The following is a 20,231-nucleotide window of genomic DNA, read 5'->3' as shown; positions in this document are numbered from 1 at the left end:
AAGAAATGATGGCTGTGGATTTGAGAGGGGAAACAGTCTTTTTCCAGCGGAAAATTGTCATATTTTTGTCATGCGCTTGCAAGTTCTGCGACAGCTCTTTTACAAGTTTCTAACACTTGATGATAAGATAATGACACTTATTGAAAACTTAAACGGCTTTGGGTAGAATGACAATTGGAATAATAGTATTCTTAGAAATCACAGTGGAGTGAGATAGGAATGACAGATAAGATCTTAAAGCATGATAATAAACAGCGGTTTTCCTTGCGAAAGGCCAAGACGGCTGTGGGGGTAGCCTCGGTTTTGGTGGGCTTGACCTTTATGGGAGGACAAGTGTCCGCTGATAGTGTCACGACTAGTCTACCTGAAGGAGACACGAGCGCTAGCGCTACGCCTGTAGAGACTTCTCAAGAGACGGATATTACGCCAGAAACGACAAGAGAGGAAGCGACGACCCAGGAAGCACAAGTGGATCAAACAGCAGGGACCTCTGATTCATCGCAGCAAGAAACGGCCCCTGATACGGCTAGCACGGCTTCTGCTGAGACCTCAACCTCAGCGCAAACGAGCCAGCAGGCTGTTACCAGCACGGCTAATTCAGCTGAAAAAGCAACAAGCTTGACTAGTAGTAGTCAAGGGCTTTCAGCAACTAGTCAGGCTCAGGCGACTATTTCAAGTCCAGTCCAGGCAGAAGATAAGTCAGCGCCAGCACCTGCTTTGCCCGCCAGCTTGTCCCAAGAGACTGCTAAAACGGATACGCGAGACAATAGCGTAGCGAGCCCTACCACGCAAGCAGTCAATCGCAGCAAGCGTTCTTTAGCAAGTTCCGAAAGCTCTGTAGCCATCTGGGATGAGGCTGAAAAATCAGACCGTGTGACGCTCAATCACGGGGACAACCAACAACGCCAGGTTGCCATTTCCCTACCGACACAACTCGGTGACACCATCACGGTTACTGTCCCAAGTATTTTTACGGCCTCTACTGACCGAGATGCCACAGGGACACTCTATACCGTCACGACCAGCACACAGGCAGCAGAAGCTGGTTATGTGACCAGCAAGGGGCATTACCTGACAACCTACACTTATCGGGTCAATACAACGGCTAGTTTGTCTTTCACGCTGAATCTGACCCCTGCAGTGTCTGATTGGTCTTTCTTGAAGACCGGAGATAATTATGCGCTAACAGTCAGCCAAAACGGCCAGTCGGTTGGGCAGGTGACCTATACCATCGGTCAAGCCGCTAGTATGGGAGCAGTCAGTCTCTTGAACGATAGCAATCAATACGCTAACGGCAACATGATGACTGGGCAAAAGTACGCTTTTGGCATACAATTGGCCAATGACGGCAGCCGTGACGGGGACCAGTTTGCAGGGCAGGTGACCATTGCCGTGCCCAAAGGTTTTGTTTTGGACACGAGTGAACAGGCAGGCTTTGGTCTGGTCAGAGATAGCCAAACCATCGGAGACAGTGCGGAAGCCTTTCATCTTTTGGCAGATGGTTCAGGTGTGACTGTCAGCCAAGCTGGTGGTGCAGGTCATCCTATTACCATGACCTTCCAGACAGATAAAGCCCTCCTTGACAAGGGCAGTCTGATTTTTTGGGGGACTTATCAAGAAAGTTTGTCGGCCCAAGATAATCATTTCTCGGCTAAAGTGGCTTACTATTCGACCAATGCGCAAGGCGAACGGTCGCTGGCTGCAGACTTGACAACCGCGAGCGATTTAGTGGTTGCCATACCCGTCACGCGAGAAGCGCAAGCAAATCTGACAGCAAGTTTCACCAATGCATCTGATTATGTTTACCTCGACCACGGTCAGGTGGATGGCCCGCATCAGTCCGATGATAAAGCCTTAGATTATGGGCAGTCTCGTGGTTTGATGGTCTTTAACGAGGGAAATCAGGCGCAGACCAATGTAGCCATTCAACTAACGCTAGAACCTGGTAGTGTTCTAGTGGATCAGTCGGGCACCTTTGCCTTGGGGATTGTGACCACTTCTGAAAATGAACCTGGTGACATCGTTGCGACGCTGACGGATGGACGTCGCGTCACCCTGGCGACAGCTGTGCGCCATCGCAGCAATCAAAATGCGACTGTAGTTGCTATCACAGAAGAACAAATTGCACAAGGGGTTGCACGTGACGGCTCCAACATCGGTGGGCTGAGCCTCCATTATCGGGTCATCCAAGCGGGCTCCAAAGTGCAAGTGACTTTTTCTAAAAATGCGCTCTTAGCTGCCGCTAGCAGTAAAAAAGCCGGCGATAAGGCCCTCTATAGTTACAGTGTGAGCTCAGACCAGTCAGCTAACCAATCGGATGTGTTGCAGTTGACCATTGCTGAACCTGTCCAAACGCGGGTGCAGTTTACAGGGGTGGTAGAGGACTTTAAAAATACCAGCTACCAACCAACTTCAGATGAAGGGGGTAACCGTGCGCAAATCACTTACAATTTCCGTAATTCGGTTTCTGGTGCCACAACAACAGCGACGAGTTATCTGGTGACTGTGCCACGAGGCTTTGATGTCGTGTCCGTAGACGATTTGGCCCTATACAAGGATGAAACCCTTTATGAACAAGGAAGTATCACAGATTTAGGGCGTGTCGGTCTTTCAGGTGAACGGATGTTCCGTATTGACTTGGCTGAAACACCATCTTATCAGCACCCTATCTACCTCAAGAGCAAGACCTCTTATCAAAGGCCTGTGCAATTGGTGGCTGACCGAGACCAACTGCCAGCAACCTACACCTATCGTTACGGAAATTATCATGATAACAGCGCCCAATCCCTTATTATGGCCATTGACCAGCTGGGGCTTTATGCAGACAATGCCTTTTATGATAAAGAGACACTAACCTTAAAAGACGGTAGCTCTTATGCGGTCATCTTGTCTGGGACAGGCTGGTATCCTGATTTTCAAGAGGCTCATTACCAGTTTACTTACCCATCAGCTTATGGGCAACTCAACGCGGTGAAATCATCGGACGAAGAGCGCTATAGCGGGGCTTGGTCTAGTGGTAAGCCGACTGAAAATGTCGCCACTAACAATTATTCTCAAGGCCACGAGGTTGCAGATACCAGCGGTACCATTCGTTTGGTGACCCTTCTGACCGACAAGTCTTCATCCAATTATTCTTATAATGTCATCAATCTTCCGAGTCAAGCAGCTGGGGATAAGGCGGATTTGCGTTTGACGGGACCTGGAGAGGTTTCTCTTTCTGGTGACTTGGCCAATGGCACCCTCTACTATGCCATGACGCCGTTAGCAAGCCCTCAGCAGGCTTTGACCGAAGCAGACCTGTCTGCCTATGTCTTGGCCGACCAGGTGACGGACTGGAGTCAAGTGCGGTCTGTCCTTCTGAAATCAAACCTCATGCGACCAGGGGCGACAGCGGTGGCCTACTTGCCTTATGTCGTGACAGGGATGGCAGATGGCCAAGGTCAGGTGGATGTTGATGTGGTGACCTACTTTACGGGAGACCATGGCGGCAACACCTATCAGGCTAGTCAGGTCAATAAAGTCGCTATCCAACGCTATGTCGGGGTGATAACAAAATGGCAAAAAGAGGAAACAGCTGGACGTTATACAGATTTGCAAGAGGCGAGCACGCTTGTCTTGGCTTCAGGCCAACCCTACGCAACGAGTGGTCTTTCAGCAGCAAGCATCCCAGCTAGCTACCATCTCGAAAGCGCACCATCTAACGCGACAGGCATTGCACCGACAAAGGATGTCACGGTTACTTATCGTTATGTCAAAGACATCCAACAAGCCTTGGTGACTATCTACGATGCGACCGAAGGACGCATGATGTCAAACCTGCTTTTTGAAGGAAAGTCTGGTGAGGCCATTGACTTTGCTCAGGCAAATGCGGTATTGAAGGGCGCCTTAGCTTCTGGTTATGTCATCGATCCAACAAGAGGGGATAGTAAGGATGGGCAAATGCTTCCTGCAAGCTATGATTGGAACACTGAGCAACAACAAGCTTTCGTGGTCTACCTCTTGCATACCTATGTAACCAGTCAAGACAAGCGCCAGATTGTGAGAGATATTCGCTTGCATGACCTGGATGGTCAGGTCTATACGACCCGTCAAAGCGCTGAGATCAGCCGTCGTAAGCAAAGCGATAATGTCACCAATGAGGTGACCTATGGCCCTTGGTCGACGGATATCTGGGCGGATTATCAAACGCCAGAGCGACCAGGTTACACCCCAACGCCTGCAACTGTATCGGCCCAAACGGTGACAGCTGACCAAGCGGATGTGGTGGTCGATATTAGCTACTCAGCCAATAAACAGCAGGCAAGAGTTGACTTTATCGATGCAGAGACCAAGCAGGTTTTAGAAACCGTTAGCCTAACAGGGCTTTCGGATCAGCCATCTGACTATGACCCAGCTAAGACTATCGCTGCCTTTGAAGGAAAAGGGTATCGCCTCTTGACTAGCAACTTCCCTGAAGCAGGCCTTGTCTTTGATCATGAAGATGGTCAGGATCAGGTTTATCTTATCAGCTTCAACCATGGCTTTGTAGACGGAAGCGAAAGCAAGGAAGTCAACTCAACGGTGCGTTACCTGGATAAGGATGGCCAAAGCCTCTTGGCTGACCATGTTCAAACGGCTACCTGGACACGTTCGACAAGGACAGACCAGGTAACAGGCCAAGTGACCTATGGCGATTGGGCTAGCGACAAAGCGCAGTTCCAAGCAGTGAAAACGCCTGTGGTTATCGGTTACCTAGCCGATGTCGCAGCGGTTCCAGAGACTGCAGTGACTTTGGCTGACCAGACGCAAGTTGTTCGCTATCAAGCCTTGGGACGCATTATCCCTGTACGCCGTTGGGGAGAAGCTATTCCAGGAGCCGACAGGCCCTTTTACACCAATGACCCTGAGGATGCGACTAAGGTTTTAGAAACCCAAACGCCTGAAGTTGACGGTTTTACAGCGACGGTAGCTAGCCTGCTCCCAGGTGACCCGTTAGTGGATACACCAGTCGTTTATACCCGCGAAACGTCTCGAACCATTTACTGGGAAGAAGGGTCAACGATTTCTTGGACAGAATACTATGCGAGTCGTCAAGGACGCCGGATGCGGATGACAGGCGGTGAATGGACTACCTACTGGACACGTCGCAACCAAGGGCAAACGACCTATGCGACTAGAGCAGTTGTTCTGCCACGCACAGGCGACAGTCAAACCACAGGGGCCGCCTTGCTAGGGATCGGTCTGATGGGCTTAGGCCTGTTAGGGGCAAGCCCAGGAAAAAAGAAAGAAGTAGACTAAGGTCATCGACTAGTCACTTCCAGTAAAAGTCTAGAACGAAAGTTCTGGGCTTTTTTGTATGGGCAATGGAAAATGATTTTTATACTGGAATAGCTAATAAAGCGGTCTACTTAGAGGAAAAAAGCTGGAAAATTTCTGGATTTTTATAAAAACTTTGAAAAAACCTTGACAGGAATCAAATAAAGAGTATAATAATTCGTATAATTATTCAAAAGGAGATAAAACATGAAAGTTTCGATTGTCGGCGTCACAGGCTACAGCGGTTTAGAATTAGTCAAGTTGCTCTCTCAGCATCCTCAAGCAGAATTGGTATCCATTCATGCGACGCGCGATGTCGGAAAAGCTTTATCAACGATTTACCCTTACCTATCCGGTGTCTGTGACTTGCCTATTACAGCAGTTGACCCTGAGGTGATTATGGCTGAGGCGGACCTGGTTTTCTTGGCAACGCCATCGGGTGTAGCCAGCAGGTTGAGTGCTCCCTTTGTGGCAGCCAACTTCCCTGTGATAGACCTTTCTGGGGACCACCGCTTGCCAGCAACCACCTATGCCAAATGGTATCCTAAACCACCTGCCGAGCAAAACATTATTGATCAATTTGTCTATGGGCTGTCAGAGGTCGGCATCCCCAAAGGAAGTCGCTTTATTGCCAATCCTGGCTGCTATGCGACAGCGACGGAGTTAGCCTTGTTACCACTGGTCAAGGCTGGTGTCATAGACAACCAACACATTATCGTTGATGCCAAGAGTGGTCTGACAGGGGCTGGCAAGGCCCTCACAGAAACCAGTCATTTTGTTAATGTCCATGATAATTATGTGACCTATAAGCTCAATCGCCACCAACACATTCCAGAAATTGTTCAGTTGTTGGCGCGCTACGATAAGAGCCTTGATAGCTTGCAATTTTCAACCTCCCTCCTACCAATCAACCGTGGGATTATGGCGACGGTCTATGCGCCTTTAAAAGAGCCCTTGTCTGAAGAGGAAATCTTTGCCCTCTATCAGACTTGCTATCAGGACAAGCCCTTTGTGCGTTTGCAGACGGATTTGCCAGAATTGCATAATGTGATTGGCTCCAATTTTTGTGATATTGGCTTTGCCTACAACTCGGCTACTAATGTGCTGACGGTTATTTCAGTTATTGACAATCTCATCAAGGGGGCAGCTGGTCAAGCCATGCAGAATTTCAATCTCATGTTTGGCCTTCCTGAAGACATGGGCTTTGTCAAAACACCGACCTACCTTTAAAAACGAGAAAATAAGAAAAGAGATAATATGAAAATTATAGATGGAACTATTGCTAGCCCGCTAGGTTTTTCAGCGGATGGCTTACATGCTGGCTTTAAAAAGAAAAAATTGGATTTTGGTTGGATTGTATCGGAAAAACCTGCCAGTGTGGCTGGGGTTTACACGACCAACAAAGTTATTGCAGCACCACTGGTTTTGACGCGGCAGTCGGTTCAAAAGACTGGGCAGATGCAAGCTATTGTGGTCAATTCGGGAGTGGCTAACTCTTGTACGGGTATTCAAGGGATGGAAGATGCCCAAACCATGCAGGCTTGGACAGCGGAGAAATTGCAAATTGACCCTGATTTGGTAGGCGTTGCCTCCACCGGTGTCATTGGGGACCTGATGCCCATGGATACGCTGAAGTCAGGTTTGGAAAAACTTGTCGTCAATGGCAATAGCGAGGATTTTGCCAAAGCCATTTTAACCACTGATACCATGACTAAGACTATCACTGTCCAAGAGACTTTTGGCAAGGATACCGTCACCATGTCAGGCGTGGCTAAGGGGTCAGGCATGATTCATCCTAATATGGCAACCATGCTGGCCTTTATCACCTGCGATGCTGTCATCAGTAGTGAGGTTCTCCAAACAGCCCTATCTGAGCTGGTGGAGACGACCTTCAATCAAATCACGGTGGATGGGGATACCTCTACCAATGATATGGTCTTGGTTTTGGCTAATGGTTGCACCCTCAACCAGCCTATCGAACTTGGCACGCCCGAGTATGATAGCTTTAAAGCCATGCTGGCTTGTGTCATGGAAGATTTGGCTAAAAAAATCGCCCAAGATGGCGAAGGAGCGACCAAGCTGATTGCTGTAGAAGTAACTGGGGCGCCCAATGCCTTGGATGCGCGGATGATGGCAAAGAGTGTTGTTGGTTCTAGTTTGGTCAAGACGGCGGCTTTCGGGGAAGACCCCAACTGGGGGCGGATTTTGGCAGCCGTCGGCTATGCCGGAGTGGATGTGCCGGTGGACAATATCGACATTTCCCTGGGTGGCTTGCCGGTTATGCTGGCTTCAAGTCCCGTCTCATTTGACGATGAAGAAATGCATGATATTTTGCAAGAAGGGCAGTTGACAATCAAGGTTGATTTGCATGCCGGAAAGGCTTCTGGTAAGGCCTGGGGCTGTGACCTCTCCTATGATTATGTGAAAATCAATTCCCTCTATCGGACCTAAGCGAAAGGAGCTAAGCATGGCAGAAGTCATTGTTATTAAAATCGGTGGGAGAGCTAGTCAGCAACTGACGCCAGCCTTCTTGGAGCAAGTGCAGGCTTGGCATGCGGCCAATAAACAGCTTGTTCTCGTCCACGGGGGTGGTTTTGCCATTACAGAAGCGCTCCAACAGGCGGGGGTTAACAGCAAAAAAGTCGATGGGCAACGCGTCACAGAAAAAGAGCAACTGCCCTTGATAGAATCAGCCCTTCTTGATAAGGTCGGTGTTAGTATCAAAAAGACCTTGCGCCAGGCAGGTTTGCCCGTGATTCAACTAGGCAGTGATTTGGAGCAGGTTGTTGCAGCAAGTTTTCTCGACCAAGAGCGCTACGGGTATGTGGGAAAAGTCGATAAGATTGAACGCGCATGGCTGGACCATCTGTTGGATTTGGGCAATATCCCCTTATTAGCGTCATTAGGCTACAGTGCCAACGGCCAATTGCTCAATATCAATGCCGACTACCTAGCAACAGCGGTTGCTGTGGCCCTACAAGCAGAGGAGTTAATCCTCATGACGGACGTGCCAGGTGTACTGCTTGACGGTCAAGTTGTCGCAAAATTGACCTCTCAAGACCTTGACCACTTGAAAACGAGTGGGCAAATTACAGGGGGCATGATTCCTAAACTAGAGAGCGCCTGCCAGACAGCGGCGGCTGGTGTAGGTCAGGTGCGTATTAGCGACCAATTGACCGGAGGCACCATTATTCAGAAAGGGTAAAACATGAGTCATCTATTTCAAAACTATAATCGGGCGGCTATCGAGTTTGTCAAAGCTGAGGGCAATACGCTCATTGATAGCCAAGGAAAGGTCTATCTGGACTTTTCAACTGGTATTGGGGTTACCGGTCTAGGTTTTCATCCACAGGTCGTTACAGCTCTAGAAGAACAAGTGGCGGCTATCTGGCACACACCCAATCTCTACCAAAACAGTTTGCAAGAAGCGGTCGCGGAGCAGTTGACCCTGACCCATCCAGACTATTTAGCTTTTTTCTGTAATAGTGGGGCGGAAGCCAACGAAGCAGCCATCAAACTGGCCCGTAAGGCTAGCGGCAAAGAAGACATTATCAGTTTTAACCAGTCCTTTCACGGGCGGACCTTTGGGGCCATGTCAGCGACTGGCCAAGACAAGATTAAGCAAGGTTTCGGTGCTGGGGTTCCTCATTTTCACTATGCGACCTATAATGACTTGGAGAGTGTCAAGGCCTTGGTAACCGACCAGACGGCGGCTGTGATGTTAGAACTGGTACAAGGGGAGTCGGGCGTGGTTCCGGCGGATGCGGCTTTCGTCTCGGCGCTGGCAGATTATTGTCAAAGCCAAGGGATTTTGCTGATTGTGGATGAAGTGCAGACAGGGATGGGAAGAACAGGACATCTCTATGCCTTTGAACACTATGGCATTAGCCCAGATATTTTCACCTTGGCTAAAGGTTTGGCTAATGGGGTACCGGTTGGGGCCATGCTAGGTAAGCAGGAACTGGGCTGGGCTCTAGATTATGGCAGTCATGGGTCAACTTTTGGGGGCAATAAACTGGCTATGAAGGCAGCTCAGGCGACGCTAAACCTGCTGCAGGCACCAGGCTTTTTGACCCAGGTCCAAGAAAAAGCCAGCTACCTCATGGGTCAATTGCAGGAGCAATTGGGCGACCTTTCTTCGGTGGTTGAGATTCGTGGGCTTGGGGCTATGATTGGTATTCAAACAAAAGCCTCCCTACAAGCCATTGTCAGTCAGGCGCGTGAGCAAGGCCTGATTGTTTTGACAGCTGGTTCTGATGTTATCCGTCTCTTGCCACCCTTAACCCTGACAACTCAGGAAATCGATCAAGGAGTCAGCATTTTAAAAAGCATTTTTGAAGCCATTGATTAAGGTCCCGAGAAGTCATCTCAGCCTGAGATTGAAGATGAAATCTTTTTAAGGCTACCCTTAGGCGAGGGCGGACAATAGCGCCTCCTGACGGATTGCCTAGCTTAACTTTTGGCTTAAGCTCTCAAAATGACAAAACGTTTGAAACACTACTGTTTCAAGCGTTTTTCTCACGACGGGAAGTCTTGGTTCTTGCTCGACTTAACGGAAAAATTTTTTTAGTGGCAGAGTTCTGTAGCATCTAGCAATAAACAGTTTTCTAGGGTCTAAGGCTGAGAAAATTTTCTCGGCCTTTTTGGAAGGTTATCAATATGAGGAAGAAAAACAGCAGAAAATGCCAGAAAGAAGTCAATTTATGACGTTTTTTTTTTTTCGGAAATTTAATATAGTAAAAGGCGGTATTAAAACTTAAAAGAAACTGAAAGGAAGGCTTGAGATGCATAGATTTATTATTCCCAATGTAGCTCTTGTTTTAACGGCGGTATTTTTATTTTTAAACCCCTTTGTGGCGATTGTCATTGCGGTTGTAGGGACTGCTGCGACATTTTTGATTAAATAACTCGTAATACTTATTTGAAAGGAACTGAATGCATGTTTGCGATTAAAAAAACTTTTTCTTGGTTAAAAAATACCAGGGTGTCTCTTCTTGTTTTGCTGATTGTCTTTTTAGGGCTGGTAGGTGGTTATTTCTACGCCTATACTAAAGGCTTTAGATTTGGTCAACAAGCCGCCAATGGCACGCGTCAGAGCACGCTAGTCACAAAAAAATTGGAAAGCGCTAGTGAAGTTGTCTTTTTAAATGTTGGGATTCAGCGTGTGGATAAGATTGAAAAGAATTCAAAAATCCCTGGAACCAACGTGACGGTACCGATGTCTTCTAAAAAAGCCATTATCATCTTAAACTACACGGCTAAGTTTGGTATCAAAGAAAAGGTTTCTGTCAAACAAGTTGGCCAACACAAGTATCAGGTCACCATTCCTAAGTATCAAGTGATTGGTTTCCAACTGGATGAAAATAGCCCTTATGAGCTCTACAGTGCTTCTGGTGAGTTTTTGAGTTACTCAACAGAAAATATCGACACAGGTAAGGCTGTCACGGATGCCCTGTCAGACAAAGAACAGGCCAAGTACCTGGAAGCCTATAAGGAACAAATCACGCAATCGGCTAAAGACTACTACACCCTTTTAGCTAAAGGATTTGACAGTAAGGCACAGCTCGTTTTCACTAACCGCAATTAAAAAAAGAGAGTCACGCGATAACCGGATACCTTTAAGGGGTTATCGAGAGGACTCTCTTTTTATTTTATTGGGCCATGAAAGCTTTAGGTATTGCTTTGTGACATCAGCCAGAGGAAGTAAGGGGCGCCGATAATAGCGATGACAAGGCCAGTTGGGATATTGGTACCAACCAGAAAAAGTCTGTCAAGGCTATCCGCTAGACTGAAAATGAAGTGTGTGGGGGTGAGCGGGCGCCCTTTTTTCGTTAAAGGATAGAAAAAATCAAAATTCTACGATACAATAAATTGTAGTGTAAGCGCAATAGATGTTACCACAGCAGAGGAGAGTCGGAATGCTGAAGAATATGGTGGAAGTCGATGTGAAAGTGAAATGTATAGAGGATGATGTTACTCAGGCAAAACTGTCAGAAGAAATTGGCACTTCGGCACCGTATATCAGTCGACTCATAAGGAATAACGAAAGAATCGTCAATAAAACTTTTCTGCAGCTGATGGAAAAGCTGGGTTACGATGTTGAGTTGACCTATCTAAAGCGAGAGGAGGATTAAGACGATGGTGAATTTGAGCAGATTGAAAGAAATAAAAGATTTGCGTACCGTGTGGCCACATGAAGCCCTGGACTTCACTCCGTGGCTTTCGCAAGACGATAACATCTCTCTCCTCGCCGATGCGATAGGTCTTGATGTTACCGTGGATGAAACGGAATCATCCGTGGGCGATTTTAATGTTGATATCTTTGCGTCCGAGACGGGGACGGACAGAAAAATCATCATCGAGAATCAGCTGGAGGATACCAACCATGACCACCTCGGTAAGCTGATAACTTATGCGTCCGGCAAGTCGGCGGATGTTATCGTTTGGGTAGTGAAACACGCTCGTGAGGAACATAAGGCCGCTATCGAATGGCTGAACAACCATACCGATGAGAAAATCGGATTCTTTCTTTGCGAAATAAAATTATACCGAATCGGCACTTCTGAACCTGCCGTGAAGTTCGAGGTCATTGAAAAGCCGAATGACTGGACTAAGGAAGTAAAAAAGAGCGAGTCCGCAAGTAAAACTCAGCAGCAGAGATATGACTATTGGGTGGCGTTCCAGGAATACGCTTTCCAGAACGCACAGTTTGCAAAGAACTTCAATCGCCGAAAGCCGTCTATGGATCATTGGATGAACTTCAGCGTGGGTTCTTCTGCCTGCCACATCGCCGTATCACAAATTCAAAAACGGAACGAACTGGATGTGGAACTGTATATCCGTGAGGATAAAGATTTGTTCCACTCCCTCTTTGATAATAAGGATGCCATCGAATCAGATGCCGGTTTGACCTTCGACTGGCGAGAACTGCTGGAACGCAAGGCAAGTCGCATCGTTATCGAGAAGGGCGTAACCTTTGCTGATAAAAACCAATGGAATGCACAGTTTGACTGGATAATCGAGGTCATGCTCAAAATGAAGAAGGCTTTCAAAAAATTCATATAGTGACAGGGGGGCAATCTAATGCAGCGCGAATGCAGAATAATAGTTCTGAAAATAAAGGTATTCTCGGAACTGCAGGAAAAATATCTGACTGTTCCAAAGTAAGGACTACGTCCCTGCTACAAGGTCTTATTGAAGAAGAACAGGTCTATCTGGAATGCGAGGTGCAGAAATGAACAAACTTGGGCTGATCGGCGGTACAGGGCCGGAATCCACCATCGAGTATTACAAGGGTATTGAATACGGCGTACAACAGAAGGTGGGACGCAGCTTTTTCCCAAATCTGACCATCGAAAGTCTGAGTGTGTTTGATGTGCTGAACTTTTGCGGGAAACAGGACTATGCTGGATTGATGGAGTATCTTCTAAAAGGCATCCGCAATCTGGCAGCAGCCGGGGCGCAGTATGCCACGCTAACAGGCATCACGCCACATATCGTATTTGACGAGCTGTCTCAAGCATCGCCTATCCCGCTTATCAGCATGGTGGACACGGCAGGGGACTACGCCTTGCTGCACGGCTACAAGAAGATCTGCTTGCTTGGTACGCTGCCCACTATGGAGGGGAAGTTCTTCCAGAACTCCTTTGCAAAAGGCGGTATTGAAGTGATAACACCCGATGCGGAGGAAAGGAACTACATCGGGACAAAAATTGAAACAGAGCTGGAATTTGGCAAAGTACTGCCGGAGACACAACAGGCGTTCAAAGAGATTGCAGAGCGCATTATCCGAGAGGAGCGGGTGCAGGCGGTTGTGCTGGGTTGCACAGAACTGCCGCTGATCTTTGACGGCGTGGAGTTGCCGGTGCCCTACATTGACGTGATGCAGGTGCATATCAACGCACTTGTTGACTTGATCATGCATGGCTAAGCGAATCGACAACTTCTAGCTTGCAACACAGAAACTCCAGGAAAGAAGGTGTAGCCGATGGACGTACAAGCCGCTATAAAATGGAATCCCATACGCCGTCACGGTGCAATCGATACCGTTATGAGGGGTGTGCATCGTTAAGGGGTGGAAAAAGGCTGTCACGGATGCCCTGTCAGACAAAGAACAGGCCAAGTATCTCGAAGCCTATAAGGAACAAATCACGCAATCGGCTAAAGACTACTACACCCTTTTAGCCAAAGGATTTGACAGTAAGGCACAGCTCGTTTTCACCAACCGCAATTAAAAAAAGAGAGTCACGCGATAACCGGATACCTTTAAGGGGTTATCGAGAGGACTCTCTTTTTATTTTATTGGCCCATGAAAGTTTTAGGTCTTGCTTTGTGACATCAGCCAGAGGAAGTAAGGGGCGCCGATAACAGCGATGACAAGGCCAGTTGGGATATTGGTACCAACCAGAAAGAGTCTGTCAAGGCTATCCGCTAGACTGAAAAAGAGCAATCCTATCAAGGCGCTGGCCGGCAAGGTCCAACGATGGTCCTGACCAAAGATACGCTGACTCAAGTGGCCTGCCAAAAGGCCAATAAAGCTGACGTTGCCGACTAAGACGACACTGATAGCGGTCAAGCCAGCGGCTAGGAATAATGCGTATAGGCGCTCGCGGTGCAGATGGAGGCCCAGCCCTTGTGCGGTTTCTTCAGGGAGGGCCAAAATATTGAGGGCCTGGCTGCGGCAGTAGGCTAAATCGAGAAGAATACCGATAAGGGGGCTAAAAACCGCTAGACTGGTCCAGTTGTCACCTGTTATCTGACCACTTAACCAATTGGTTACCAAGCTGGTTTGGTTATCATTTAAGCCAGCCATCAGAGCAATCATCAGCCCTGAAATAAGGGTAGCCAAGCCGACACCTGTGATAATGAAGCGCGTGGGATTGAGCGGACGCCCTTTTTCTTTGGCTAGAAGAAAAATGAGGCTGATAATAGCTAAACCGCCTGCTAAGGCAGCCAGAACCATGAGCGCTTGGGTGGCAATCAGGCTACTGTCTGCAAAGGCCACTACCAAGGTGATGGCAAGTCCAGCTCCTGCATTGATGCCTAAAACACCTGCATCAGCCAAAGGGTTTCGAGTCAGGGTTTGTAGCAATTTACCTGCTACTGCTAGGGCGCAACCGACAACCAGTGTCACTAAAAGGCGGGGAAGTCGAATTTCTGTCAGGATAAAGACTGAAGCGCTATCGGCCTGACCTGTCAGGACAGCCAAAGGCAAAGTCAGGTCTTGACTGCTGTCTCCAACGGCCAAAGCGCCATAAGCTGCTAGCAGACAAAGGCAAATCAGAAAGCTGAGTTTGATTTTTTTGGCTTTAGAGGTCATAGGCGCTCCCTTCTGACTAACCATAAAAAGCAAGGCAGACCGACCAAGCTAATCACCGCACTGATTGGGGTTTCCTTAGGTGCTTGAATAAGCCGACAGACCAGATCTACCCAAATCAAAAAGACAGCTCCAGCCAAAGCTGTTAAAGGCAATAACTGTCGGTAATCTTTTTTGACAAGGCTAGCGATGGCGTGGGGAATGATGAGGCCCACAAAGGCAATGGCTCCCACCAGAGAGACTGCTGTTGCCGAGAGCAAGAGAACGGTGGCTAGCGCACGCAAGCGGACCTTCTGTGAGGATTGTCCCAAGGCTTGAGCTAACTGCCCATCCAAACTGAGAATATTGAGCTGATGAGCCTGTAACTGCGCCAAAACAAGCCCTAGCAGGATGAGTGGTGCAATGATGCCCAGCATGGACCAATTGGTCGCTGCTAAACCGCCAGCCTGCCAGCCAATCACTCGTGTAGAAAGATTAAAGGCTAGGGTAATGGCCTGTCCAAGGGCAGTGAAAAAACTGGCTACCATGACGCCGGCTAGGAGTAGGCGAAGTGGGGGAAACCCCTTTTGTCTTTGATAAGCTAGTCCAAAGACCAAGAAGGTCGCTAAAAGAGAACCTAAAAGGCAGACCAGTATCAGGCCTAGATAGGGAATTGACCCCCAAAAGGCATAGGTAAGAATAAGAGCGAGCCCAGCCCCTGCATTGATGCCTAGTAGCCCTGGGTCAGCAATGGGATTTTTAGTAACCCCTTGCATGATGGCGCCGGAGCTAGCCATGGCAGCCCCCACTAAGGCAGCGGCGATGACCCGTGGCAGGCGCAGGTCGATGATGACATCGGATAGGGCATTTTGACGGAAAGGCTCTTGCAAGGTTGTCCAAAGGTCCTGTGTGCTATAAGCAATGGCCCCAAAGCGTAAAGCGAGATAGAAGCCTAAGAGCAATAAACAAAACAAGGTGAAAAAAACAAGCCAAAAAGCTTTTGGCTGTTTTTTGAGACCTTTTTGTGGAAATAAACTTGCCATAAAAGGCCCCTTGCCTTAGTTAGCTTGGTCTTGCGCTAGTTTGATGAAGGCCTTCAATTGACTTTCTAATGACAGAGGGTCAGAAAAGTAAAAGAGGGCTTCGTCAACTTGGAAGACATGCTTGTTCTGGTAAGCGCTCGTGTTTTTCCAGACGTCGCTTTCGGTTAAGGCGTTGACAGAATCAGCACTAGCTTTTGTGCTATTTAAAATAGCATAATCGCCGATGTAGTCACCGATGGCTTCTTGTGATACGCCAAAGTAGCCCGTCTTAAAGACATCGTCTTGAACTTTTTGAGGGGCTTTATAACCTAGGGCATCGTAGACCAGTTCGCCACCACGGCCCCAGTTGTTGCCGTAGAGGTAGATGTTTTTATCATAAAAGTCCATGACGGTAAAGGTTGCATCGCTAGGGATGGTTTTGGCTAAGGTTTTCTTAGCAGATGCGACTTGTTTTTTCCAACTGCTGAGCCAGTTTTGGGCTTCTTTTTCCTTGCCAAAAACCTTGCCGAGTTGTGTCATCATATCCAGGTAGTCGTGTTTTCCGTAGGTGATCACAAGGACGGGTGCAATTTTTTTGAGCTTGTCCAGGTTTTGGTCAGTCGAAAAAGCGATAATCAAGTCAGGTTTTTGTGCCGCAATGGCTTCTGTATCGCTAGATTGCAATTTCTTAGCCTTTTTGAGTTGGTCGCCAAAGGCTGGGCTGTCTTTTTCATAATCAAGGGAATAGCTAGACACATTGACCCCGAGTTTGAGCAGATAACCGGTGTAAGAGTAGGCGAAGTTCACAACTTTTTTCGGATTTTCAGGGATTTTACCAGAATAGCTAAAACCTGAAATTTTTGGCATGCTGGATGTCTTGCTTTGGTTAGTGGATGAGGCTTGACAACCCGCTAAAAAAAGCAAGAGGGTGATGAGGCTAGCAAGACCTAGCCAGATTTTTTTACGGTGCATATAAAACTCCATAATCTATAGGGACTATACTAACCGATAGGTCAGTAAGATAGGGCGATGGGTGATAGGGTCTTGGGTTAGCTCCGCTTGGATTTGGAAAATGTCTTTCAAATGGTCAGCAGTCATCACATCCCAAACAGACCCTTGGGTGATGATTTGGCCGTCTTTCATGGCGATGAGATAATCTGAAAAACGGGCCGATAAATTGAGATCGTGCAAGACCATAACAATGGTCTTGTGCGTCGTCTCGTTGAGCTCTTTGAGGAGCTCAAGGATTTCGAGCTGATGGTTCAAATCGAGGTAGGTGGTCGGTTCATCTAAAAAAATGGTATCCGTGTCCTGGGCCAGAGCCATGGCAATCCAGACCCGCTGACGTTGGCCACCCGATAGGGCGTCAACTGGCTGGTCTTTTAAAGCTTGTGTGCCCGTCACGTCCAAAGCCCAGTCAATGCAGGCCTTATCCTTGTCGGACAAAGACCCTAGAAAAGACTGGTGCGGGTAGCGGCCGTAAGCCACTAAATCGTAGACCTTGATGTGTTCTTCTTGCCCTAAAACTTGGGGCAAGAGAGCGATTTTCTTTGCGACGGCCTTGGTAGGCAGTGTGGCAATGTTTTGACCATCTAGGATGACCTGCCCATCCGTCAGGGGTAGGAGTCGGGTAAGTGCCTTAAGCAGTGTGGATTTTCCACAGCCGTTGGCCCCGATGATCGTCGTGATTTGTCCTTGGGGGATGGTCACACTCAGTTGGTCCAAGATAGGCCTGGTGTCGTAACCGACTTGAATGCCATCAGCTTGAAGATGTGTCATATCTATCCTCCTTTCTATTTGTGGATTAAAAATCATTATAACATAAGCCAATCTTAAAATATAGCGCATTCAAAGCTTGCTTGGCTGGTAAGGGACCATGGTTTTGCTTGGGGTTTGGCAGGTCTAAGTCAGTTGGACGGTCGCTGAGGAAATATGGCTGGCCCGTCTTGGGTGGGGCCATGAGCAGGGGATTTAAGGCCAGTAGAAGGCGAAAGCAATCTGCGGTCACATCTTGAAAGTAGCCGTTTTTTGTGCTAAAATGGAGCGATAGATTAGCGAAAGGAAACATTATGGCCAACCTATTAAAAAGTGTCATTGAAAATGATCGTGGCGAGCTCAGAAAATTGAGCCGTACGGCCAAAAAAGTCGAATCGTACGCCGAAGAAATGGAAGCCCTGACAGATGAGCAACTGCAGGCAAAAACAGAGGAATTTAAAGAACGTTATCAAAAGGGTGAAAGTCTAGATGCCCTTTTGCCCGAGGCCTTTGCGGTTGTCCGTGAGGCGGCCCGCCGAGTGCTAGGCCTCTACCCTTATCATGTGCAAATCATGGGAGGGATCGTCCTTCACCATGGTGATGTCCCTGAAATGCGGACGGGTGAGGGGAAAACCCTGACTGCGACCATGCCTGTGTACTTGAATGCTTTGGCAGGTGAAGGTGTGCATGTTATCACGGTCAATGAATACCTCTCTACACGTGATGCGACAGAGATGGGTGAGTTATATAGCTGGCTGGGCCTATCTGTTGGGATTAACCTAGCGGCCAAATCGCCACAAGAAAAGCGTGAAGCCTATGCTTGCGACATTACCTATTCGACCAATGCCGAAATCGGTTTTGACTACCTACGTGACAACATGGTTGTCCGCAAGGAAAACATGGTGCAACGGCCTTTGAATTTCGCCTTGGTGGATGAGGTGGACTCCGTTCTTATCGATGAAGCACGGACCCCTTTGATTGTGTCTGGTCCTGTCAGCTCTGAGACCAACCAATTGTATTACCGTGCCGATAGTTTTGTAAAAACCTTACACCAGTCTGATTATGCCATTGATACACCGACCAAGACCATCGGTTTGACAGATTCTGGGATTGATAAGGCCGAGGCTTTCTTTAACCTAGATAACCTCTATGACTTGGAAAACGTTGCGCTGACACACTTTATTGACAATGCCCTTCGAGCAAACTACATCATGCTCTTAGACATTGACTACGTTGTTAGTCCAGATAAGGAAATTCTCATCGTCGACCAATTTACTGGACGGACCATGGAAGGGCGTCGCTTCTCAGATGGCTTGCACCAAGCTATCGAAGCCAAAGAAGGGGTACCAATCCAAGATGAGACCAAGACGTCAGCTTCGATTACCTACCAAAACATGTTCCGCATGTACAAAAAATTGGCTGGGATGACAGGAACGGCTAAGACGGAAGAAGAAGAATTCCGCGAAGTCTATAACATGCGCATCATTCCTATCCCAACCAACAAACCCATTGCGCGGATTGACCATGCAGATATTCTTTACCCAACCCTGCAATCAAAATTCCGTGCGGTTGTAGATGAAGTCAAACAACGCCATCACCGTGGCCAACCGGTATTGGTGGGTACCGTGGCGGTTGAGACCTCTGACTTGCTTTCACAAGAGTTGGTCAAGGCAGGCATTCCTCATGAAGTGCTCAATGCCAAAAACCACTTTAAAGAAGCACAAATCATCATGAACGCCGGTCAGCGTGGGGCGGTTACCATCGCAACCAATATGGCAGGTCGTGGAACCGACATCAAATTGGGCGAGGGGGTTCGTGACCTGGGTGGCCTTTGTGTCATCGGGACAGAACGCCATGAGAGCCGTCGGATTGATAACCAATTGCGTGGACGGGCGGGTCGTCAAGGGGACCCGGGGGAATCTCAATTTTACCTGTCTTTAGAAGATGACCTCATGCGCCGCTTTGGTTCAGACCGCATCAAGGCCATCCTAGAGCGGATGCGTTTGGATGAAAACGACACCGTTATCAAATCACGGATGTTTTCTCGTCAGGTCGAGTCCGCTCAAAAACGTGTGGAAGGGAACAACTACGATACCCGTAAACAGGTCTTGCAGTATGATGACATTATGCGTGAGCAAAGGGAAATTATCTACGCTGAACGCTACGATGTGATTACCGCCGACCGAGACCTGGGCCCTGAAATCAAGGCCATGATTGGTCGCACAATCGACCGCACAGTCGACGGCCACAGTCACTCAGGCAGCAGCCGTGAGGAAACGCTGGAAGCCATCTTGACCTTTGCCAAATCAAGTCTCTTGCCAGAAGATAGTATCTCAATGGCGGATTTGACAGACAAGTCGGATAAAGAGCTAAAGGCAGACTTGTACGCACGGGCTGAAAAAGTTTACGACAAGCAAATCGCTCGCTTGCGAGACGAAGAGGCTGTTAAAGAATTCCAAAAGGTTCTGATTTTGATGGTTGTCGATAACAAATGGACAGACCATATCGATGCTTTGGACCAATTGCGCAATTCTGTCGGACTACGTGGTTATGCACAAAATAACCCAGTGGTCGAATATCAAGCCGAAGGTTTCCGTATGTTCCAAGATATGATTGGCTCAATCGAATTTGACGTCACACGGACCATGATGAAGGCGCAAATCCACGAACAAGAACGTGAACGGGAACCAGAACATGCGTCGACAACCGCTGTGCGCAATATCAAGCCAGCCCATGTTGGAAAGACGCTAGCAGAGATTGAAGAGTCTGACATCGACTACAGCCAGGTCAAACGCAATGACCCATGTCCATGTGGCTCAGGCAAGAAATTTAAAAATTGCCATGGAAAAAAACAGTATTAGGAT

16 protein-coding genes and 1 pseudogene are annotated in these 20,231 nt (G+C 48.0%); 12 read left to right on the top strand and 5 right to left on the bottom strand.

The features are described 5' to 3' along the window. The first annotated feature begins 219 nt into the window (after window positions 1-219). From STRDD12_RS04680 to STRDD12_RS04655, 7 genes are all read left to right on the top strand, one after another. Window positions 220-5,277 carry a mucin-binding protein gene (locus STRDD12_RS04680; RefSeq protein ID WP_066915628.1) on the top strand — a complete coding sequence of 1,686 codons (5,058 nt, stop codon included), beginning with the start codon at window positions 220-222 and terminating at the stop codon, window positions 5,275-5,277. A gap of 225 nt (window positions 5,278-5,502) precedes the next feature. After that, complete coding sequence (gene argC / locus STRDD12_RS08225) at window positions 5,503-6,525, top strand: N-acetyl-gamma-glutamyl-phosphate reductase (RefSeq protein ID WP_066915626.1); 1,023 nt, start codon at window positions 5,503-5,505, stop codon at window positions 6,523-6,525. 27 nt (window positions 6,526-6,552) lie between these two features. Then, entirely contained in the window at window positions 6,553-7,746 is a 1,194-nt protein-coding gene (gene argJ, locus STRDD12_RS08220; protein ID WP_066915625.1) for a bifunctional glutamate N-acetyltransferase/amino-acid acetyltransferase ArgJ, read from the top strand. A 16-nt stretch (window positions 7,747-7,762) separates the two neighbouring features. After that, a complete protein-coding gene (argB, locus tag STRDD12_RS04665) occupies window positions 7,763-8,500 on the top strand; it encodes an acetylglutamate kinase (RefSeq protein ID WP_066915624.1) in 738 nt (245 codons plus the stop codon). A gap of 3 nt (window positions 8,501-8,503) precedes the next feature. Continuing rightward, window positions 8,504-9,646 (top strand): acetylornithine transaminase, encoded by a 1,143-nt coding sequence (locus STRDD12_RS04660; protein WP_066915613.1) that lies wholly within the window; start codon window positions 8,504-8,506, stop codon window positions 9,644-9,646. A gap of 433 nt (window positions 9,647-10,079) precedes the next feature. Continuing rightward, window positions 10,080-10,202, top strand: coding sequence for a hypothetical protein (locus STRDD12_RS08500; protein ID WP_269450039.1), 123 nt, complete (start codon window positions 10,080-10,082; stop codon window positions 10,200-10,202). A gap of 32 nt (window positions 10,203-10,234) precedes the next feature. Next, window positions 10,235-10,882 (top strand): DUF4230 domain-containing protein, encoded by a 648-nt coding sequence (locus tag STRDD12_RS04655; RefSeq protein WP_082753064.1) that lies wholly within the window; start codon window positions 10,235-10,237, stop codon window positions 10,880-10,882. Window positions 10,883-10,965: 83 nt separating this feature from the next. On the opposite strand, the pseudogene STRDD12_RS08080 reads toward STRDD12_RS04655, so the two are convergent. Continuing rightward, window positions 10,966-11,082 (bottom strand): annotated as a pseudogene (locus STRDD12_RS08080) (iron chelate uptake ABC transporter family permease subunit); the annotation flags it as partial. A 131-nt stretch (window positions 11,083-11,213) separates the two neighbouring features. On the opposite strand from STRDD12_RS08080, the gene STRDD12_RS04650 reads away from it, so the two are divergent. The 4 genes from STRDD12_RS04650 to STRDD12_RS08215 all read left to right on the top strand — a co-directional run bounded on the left by STRDD12_RS04650 (window position 11,214) and on the right by STRDD12_RS08215 (window position 13,529). Beyond that, window positions 11,214-11,429 carry a helix-turn-helix domain-containing protein gene (locus tag STRDD12_RS04650; RefSeq protein ID WP_066915611.1) on the top strand — a complete coding sequence of 72 codons (216 nt, stop codon included), beginning with the start codon at window positions 11,214-11,216 and terminating at the stop codon, window positions 11,427-11,429. A 4-nt stretch (window positions 11,430-11,433) separates the two neighbouring features. Further along, window positions 11,434-12,360 (top strand): DUF4268 domain-containing protein, encoded by a 927-nt coding sequence (locus STRDD12_RS04645; protein WP_066915610.1) that lies wholly within the window; start codon window positions 11,434-11,436, stop codon window positions 12,358-12,360. Window positions 12,361-12,529: 169 nt separating this feature from the next. Continuing rightward, window positions 12,530-13,225, top strand: coding sequence for an aspartate/glutamate racemase family protein (locus STRDD12_RS04640; protein ID WP_066915609.1), 696 nt, complete (start codon window positions 12,530-12,532; stop codon window positions 13,223-13,225). A gap of 127 nt (window positions 13,226-13,352) precedes the next feature. Then, on the top strand, window positions 13,353-13,529 hold the full coding sequence (locus STRDD12_RS08215) for a hypothetical protein (protein WP_156471440.1): 177 nt from the start codon (window positions 13,353-13,355) through the stop codon (window positions 13,527-13,529). A gap of 83 nt (window positions 13,530-13,612) precedes the next feature. Here STRDD12_RS08215 and STRDD12_RS04635 read toward each other — a convergent pair whose 3' ends face one another. The 4 genes from STRDD12_RS04635 to STRDD12_RS04620 are packed head-to-tail and all read right to left on the bottom strand — an operon-like array spanning window position 13,613 to window position 17,391. Further along, complete coding sequence (locus STRDD12_RS04635) at window positions 13,613-14,614, bottom strand: FecCD family ABC transporter permease (protein WP_066915608.1); 1,002 nt, start codon at window positions 14,612-14,614, stop codon at window positions 13,613-13,615. Further along, window positions 14,611-15,633 (bottom strand): FecCD family ABC transporter permease, encoded by a 1,023-nt coding sequence (locus STRDD12_RS04630; RefSeq protein ID WP_066915607.1) that lies wholly within the window; start codon window positions 15,631-15,633, stop codon window positions 14,611-14,613. Before STRDD12_RS04630 ends, STRDD12_RS04635 begins: the two co-directional genes overlap by 4 nt. Before the next feature lie 15 nt (window positions 15,634-15,648). Beyond that, on the bottom strand, window positions 15,649-16,584 hold the full coding sequence (locus STRDD12_RS04625) for an ABC transporter substrate-binding protein (RefSeq protein WP_066915603.1): 936 nt from the start codon (window positions 16,582-16,584) through the stop codon (window positions 15,649-15,651). A 24-nt stretch (window positions 16,585-16,608) separates the two neighbouring features. After that, on the bottom strand, window positions 16,609-17,391 hold the full coding sequence (locus STRDD12_RS04620; RefSeq protein WP_066915601.1) for an ABC transporter ATP-binding protein: 783 nt from the start codon (window positions 17,389-17,391) through the stop codon (window positions 16,609-16,611). Window positions 17,392-17,681: 290 nt separating this feature from the next. Between STRDD12_RS04620 and secA the strand changes: the two genes are divergently transcribed. Next, entirely contained in the window at window positions 17,682-20,228 is a 2,547-nt protein-coding gene (gene secA / locus STRDD12_RS04610) for a preprotein translocase subunit SecA (protein ID WP_066915595.1), read from the top strand. Window positions 20,229-20,231 lie beyond the last annotated feature (3 nt).

This window comes from Streptococcus sp. DD12 (assembly GCF_001578885.1).
Classification (GTDB): domain Bacteria; phylum Bacillota; class Bacilli; order Lactobacillales; family Streptococcaceae; genus Streptococcus.
The sequence above is the reverse complement of the archived record's forward strand: the minus strand, read 5'-3'. Positions and strand labels throughout refer to the sequence as shown.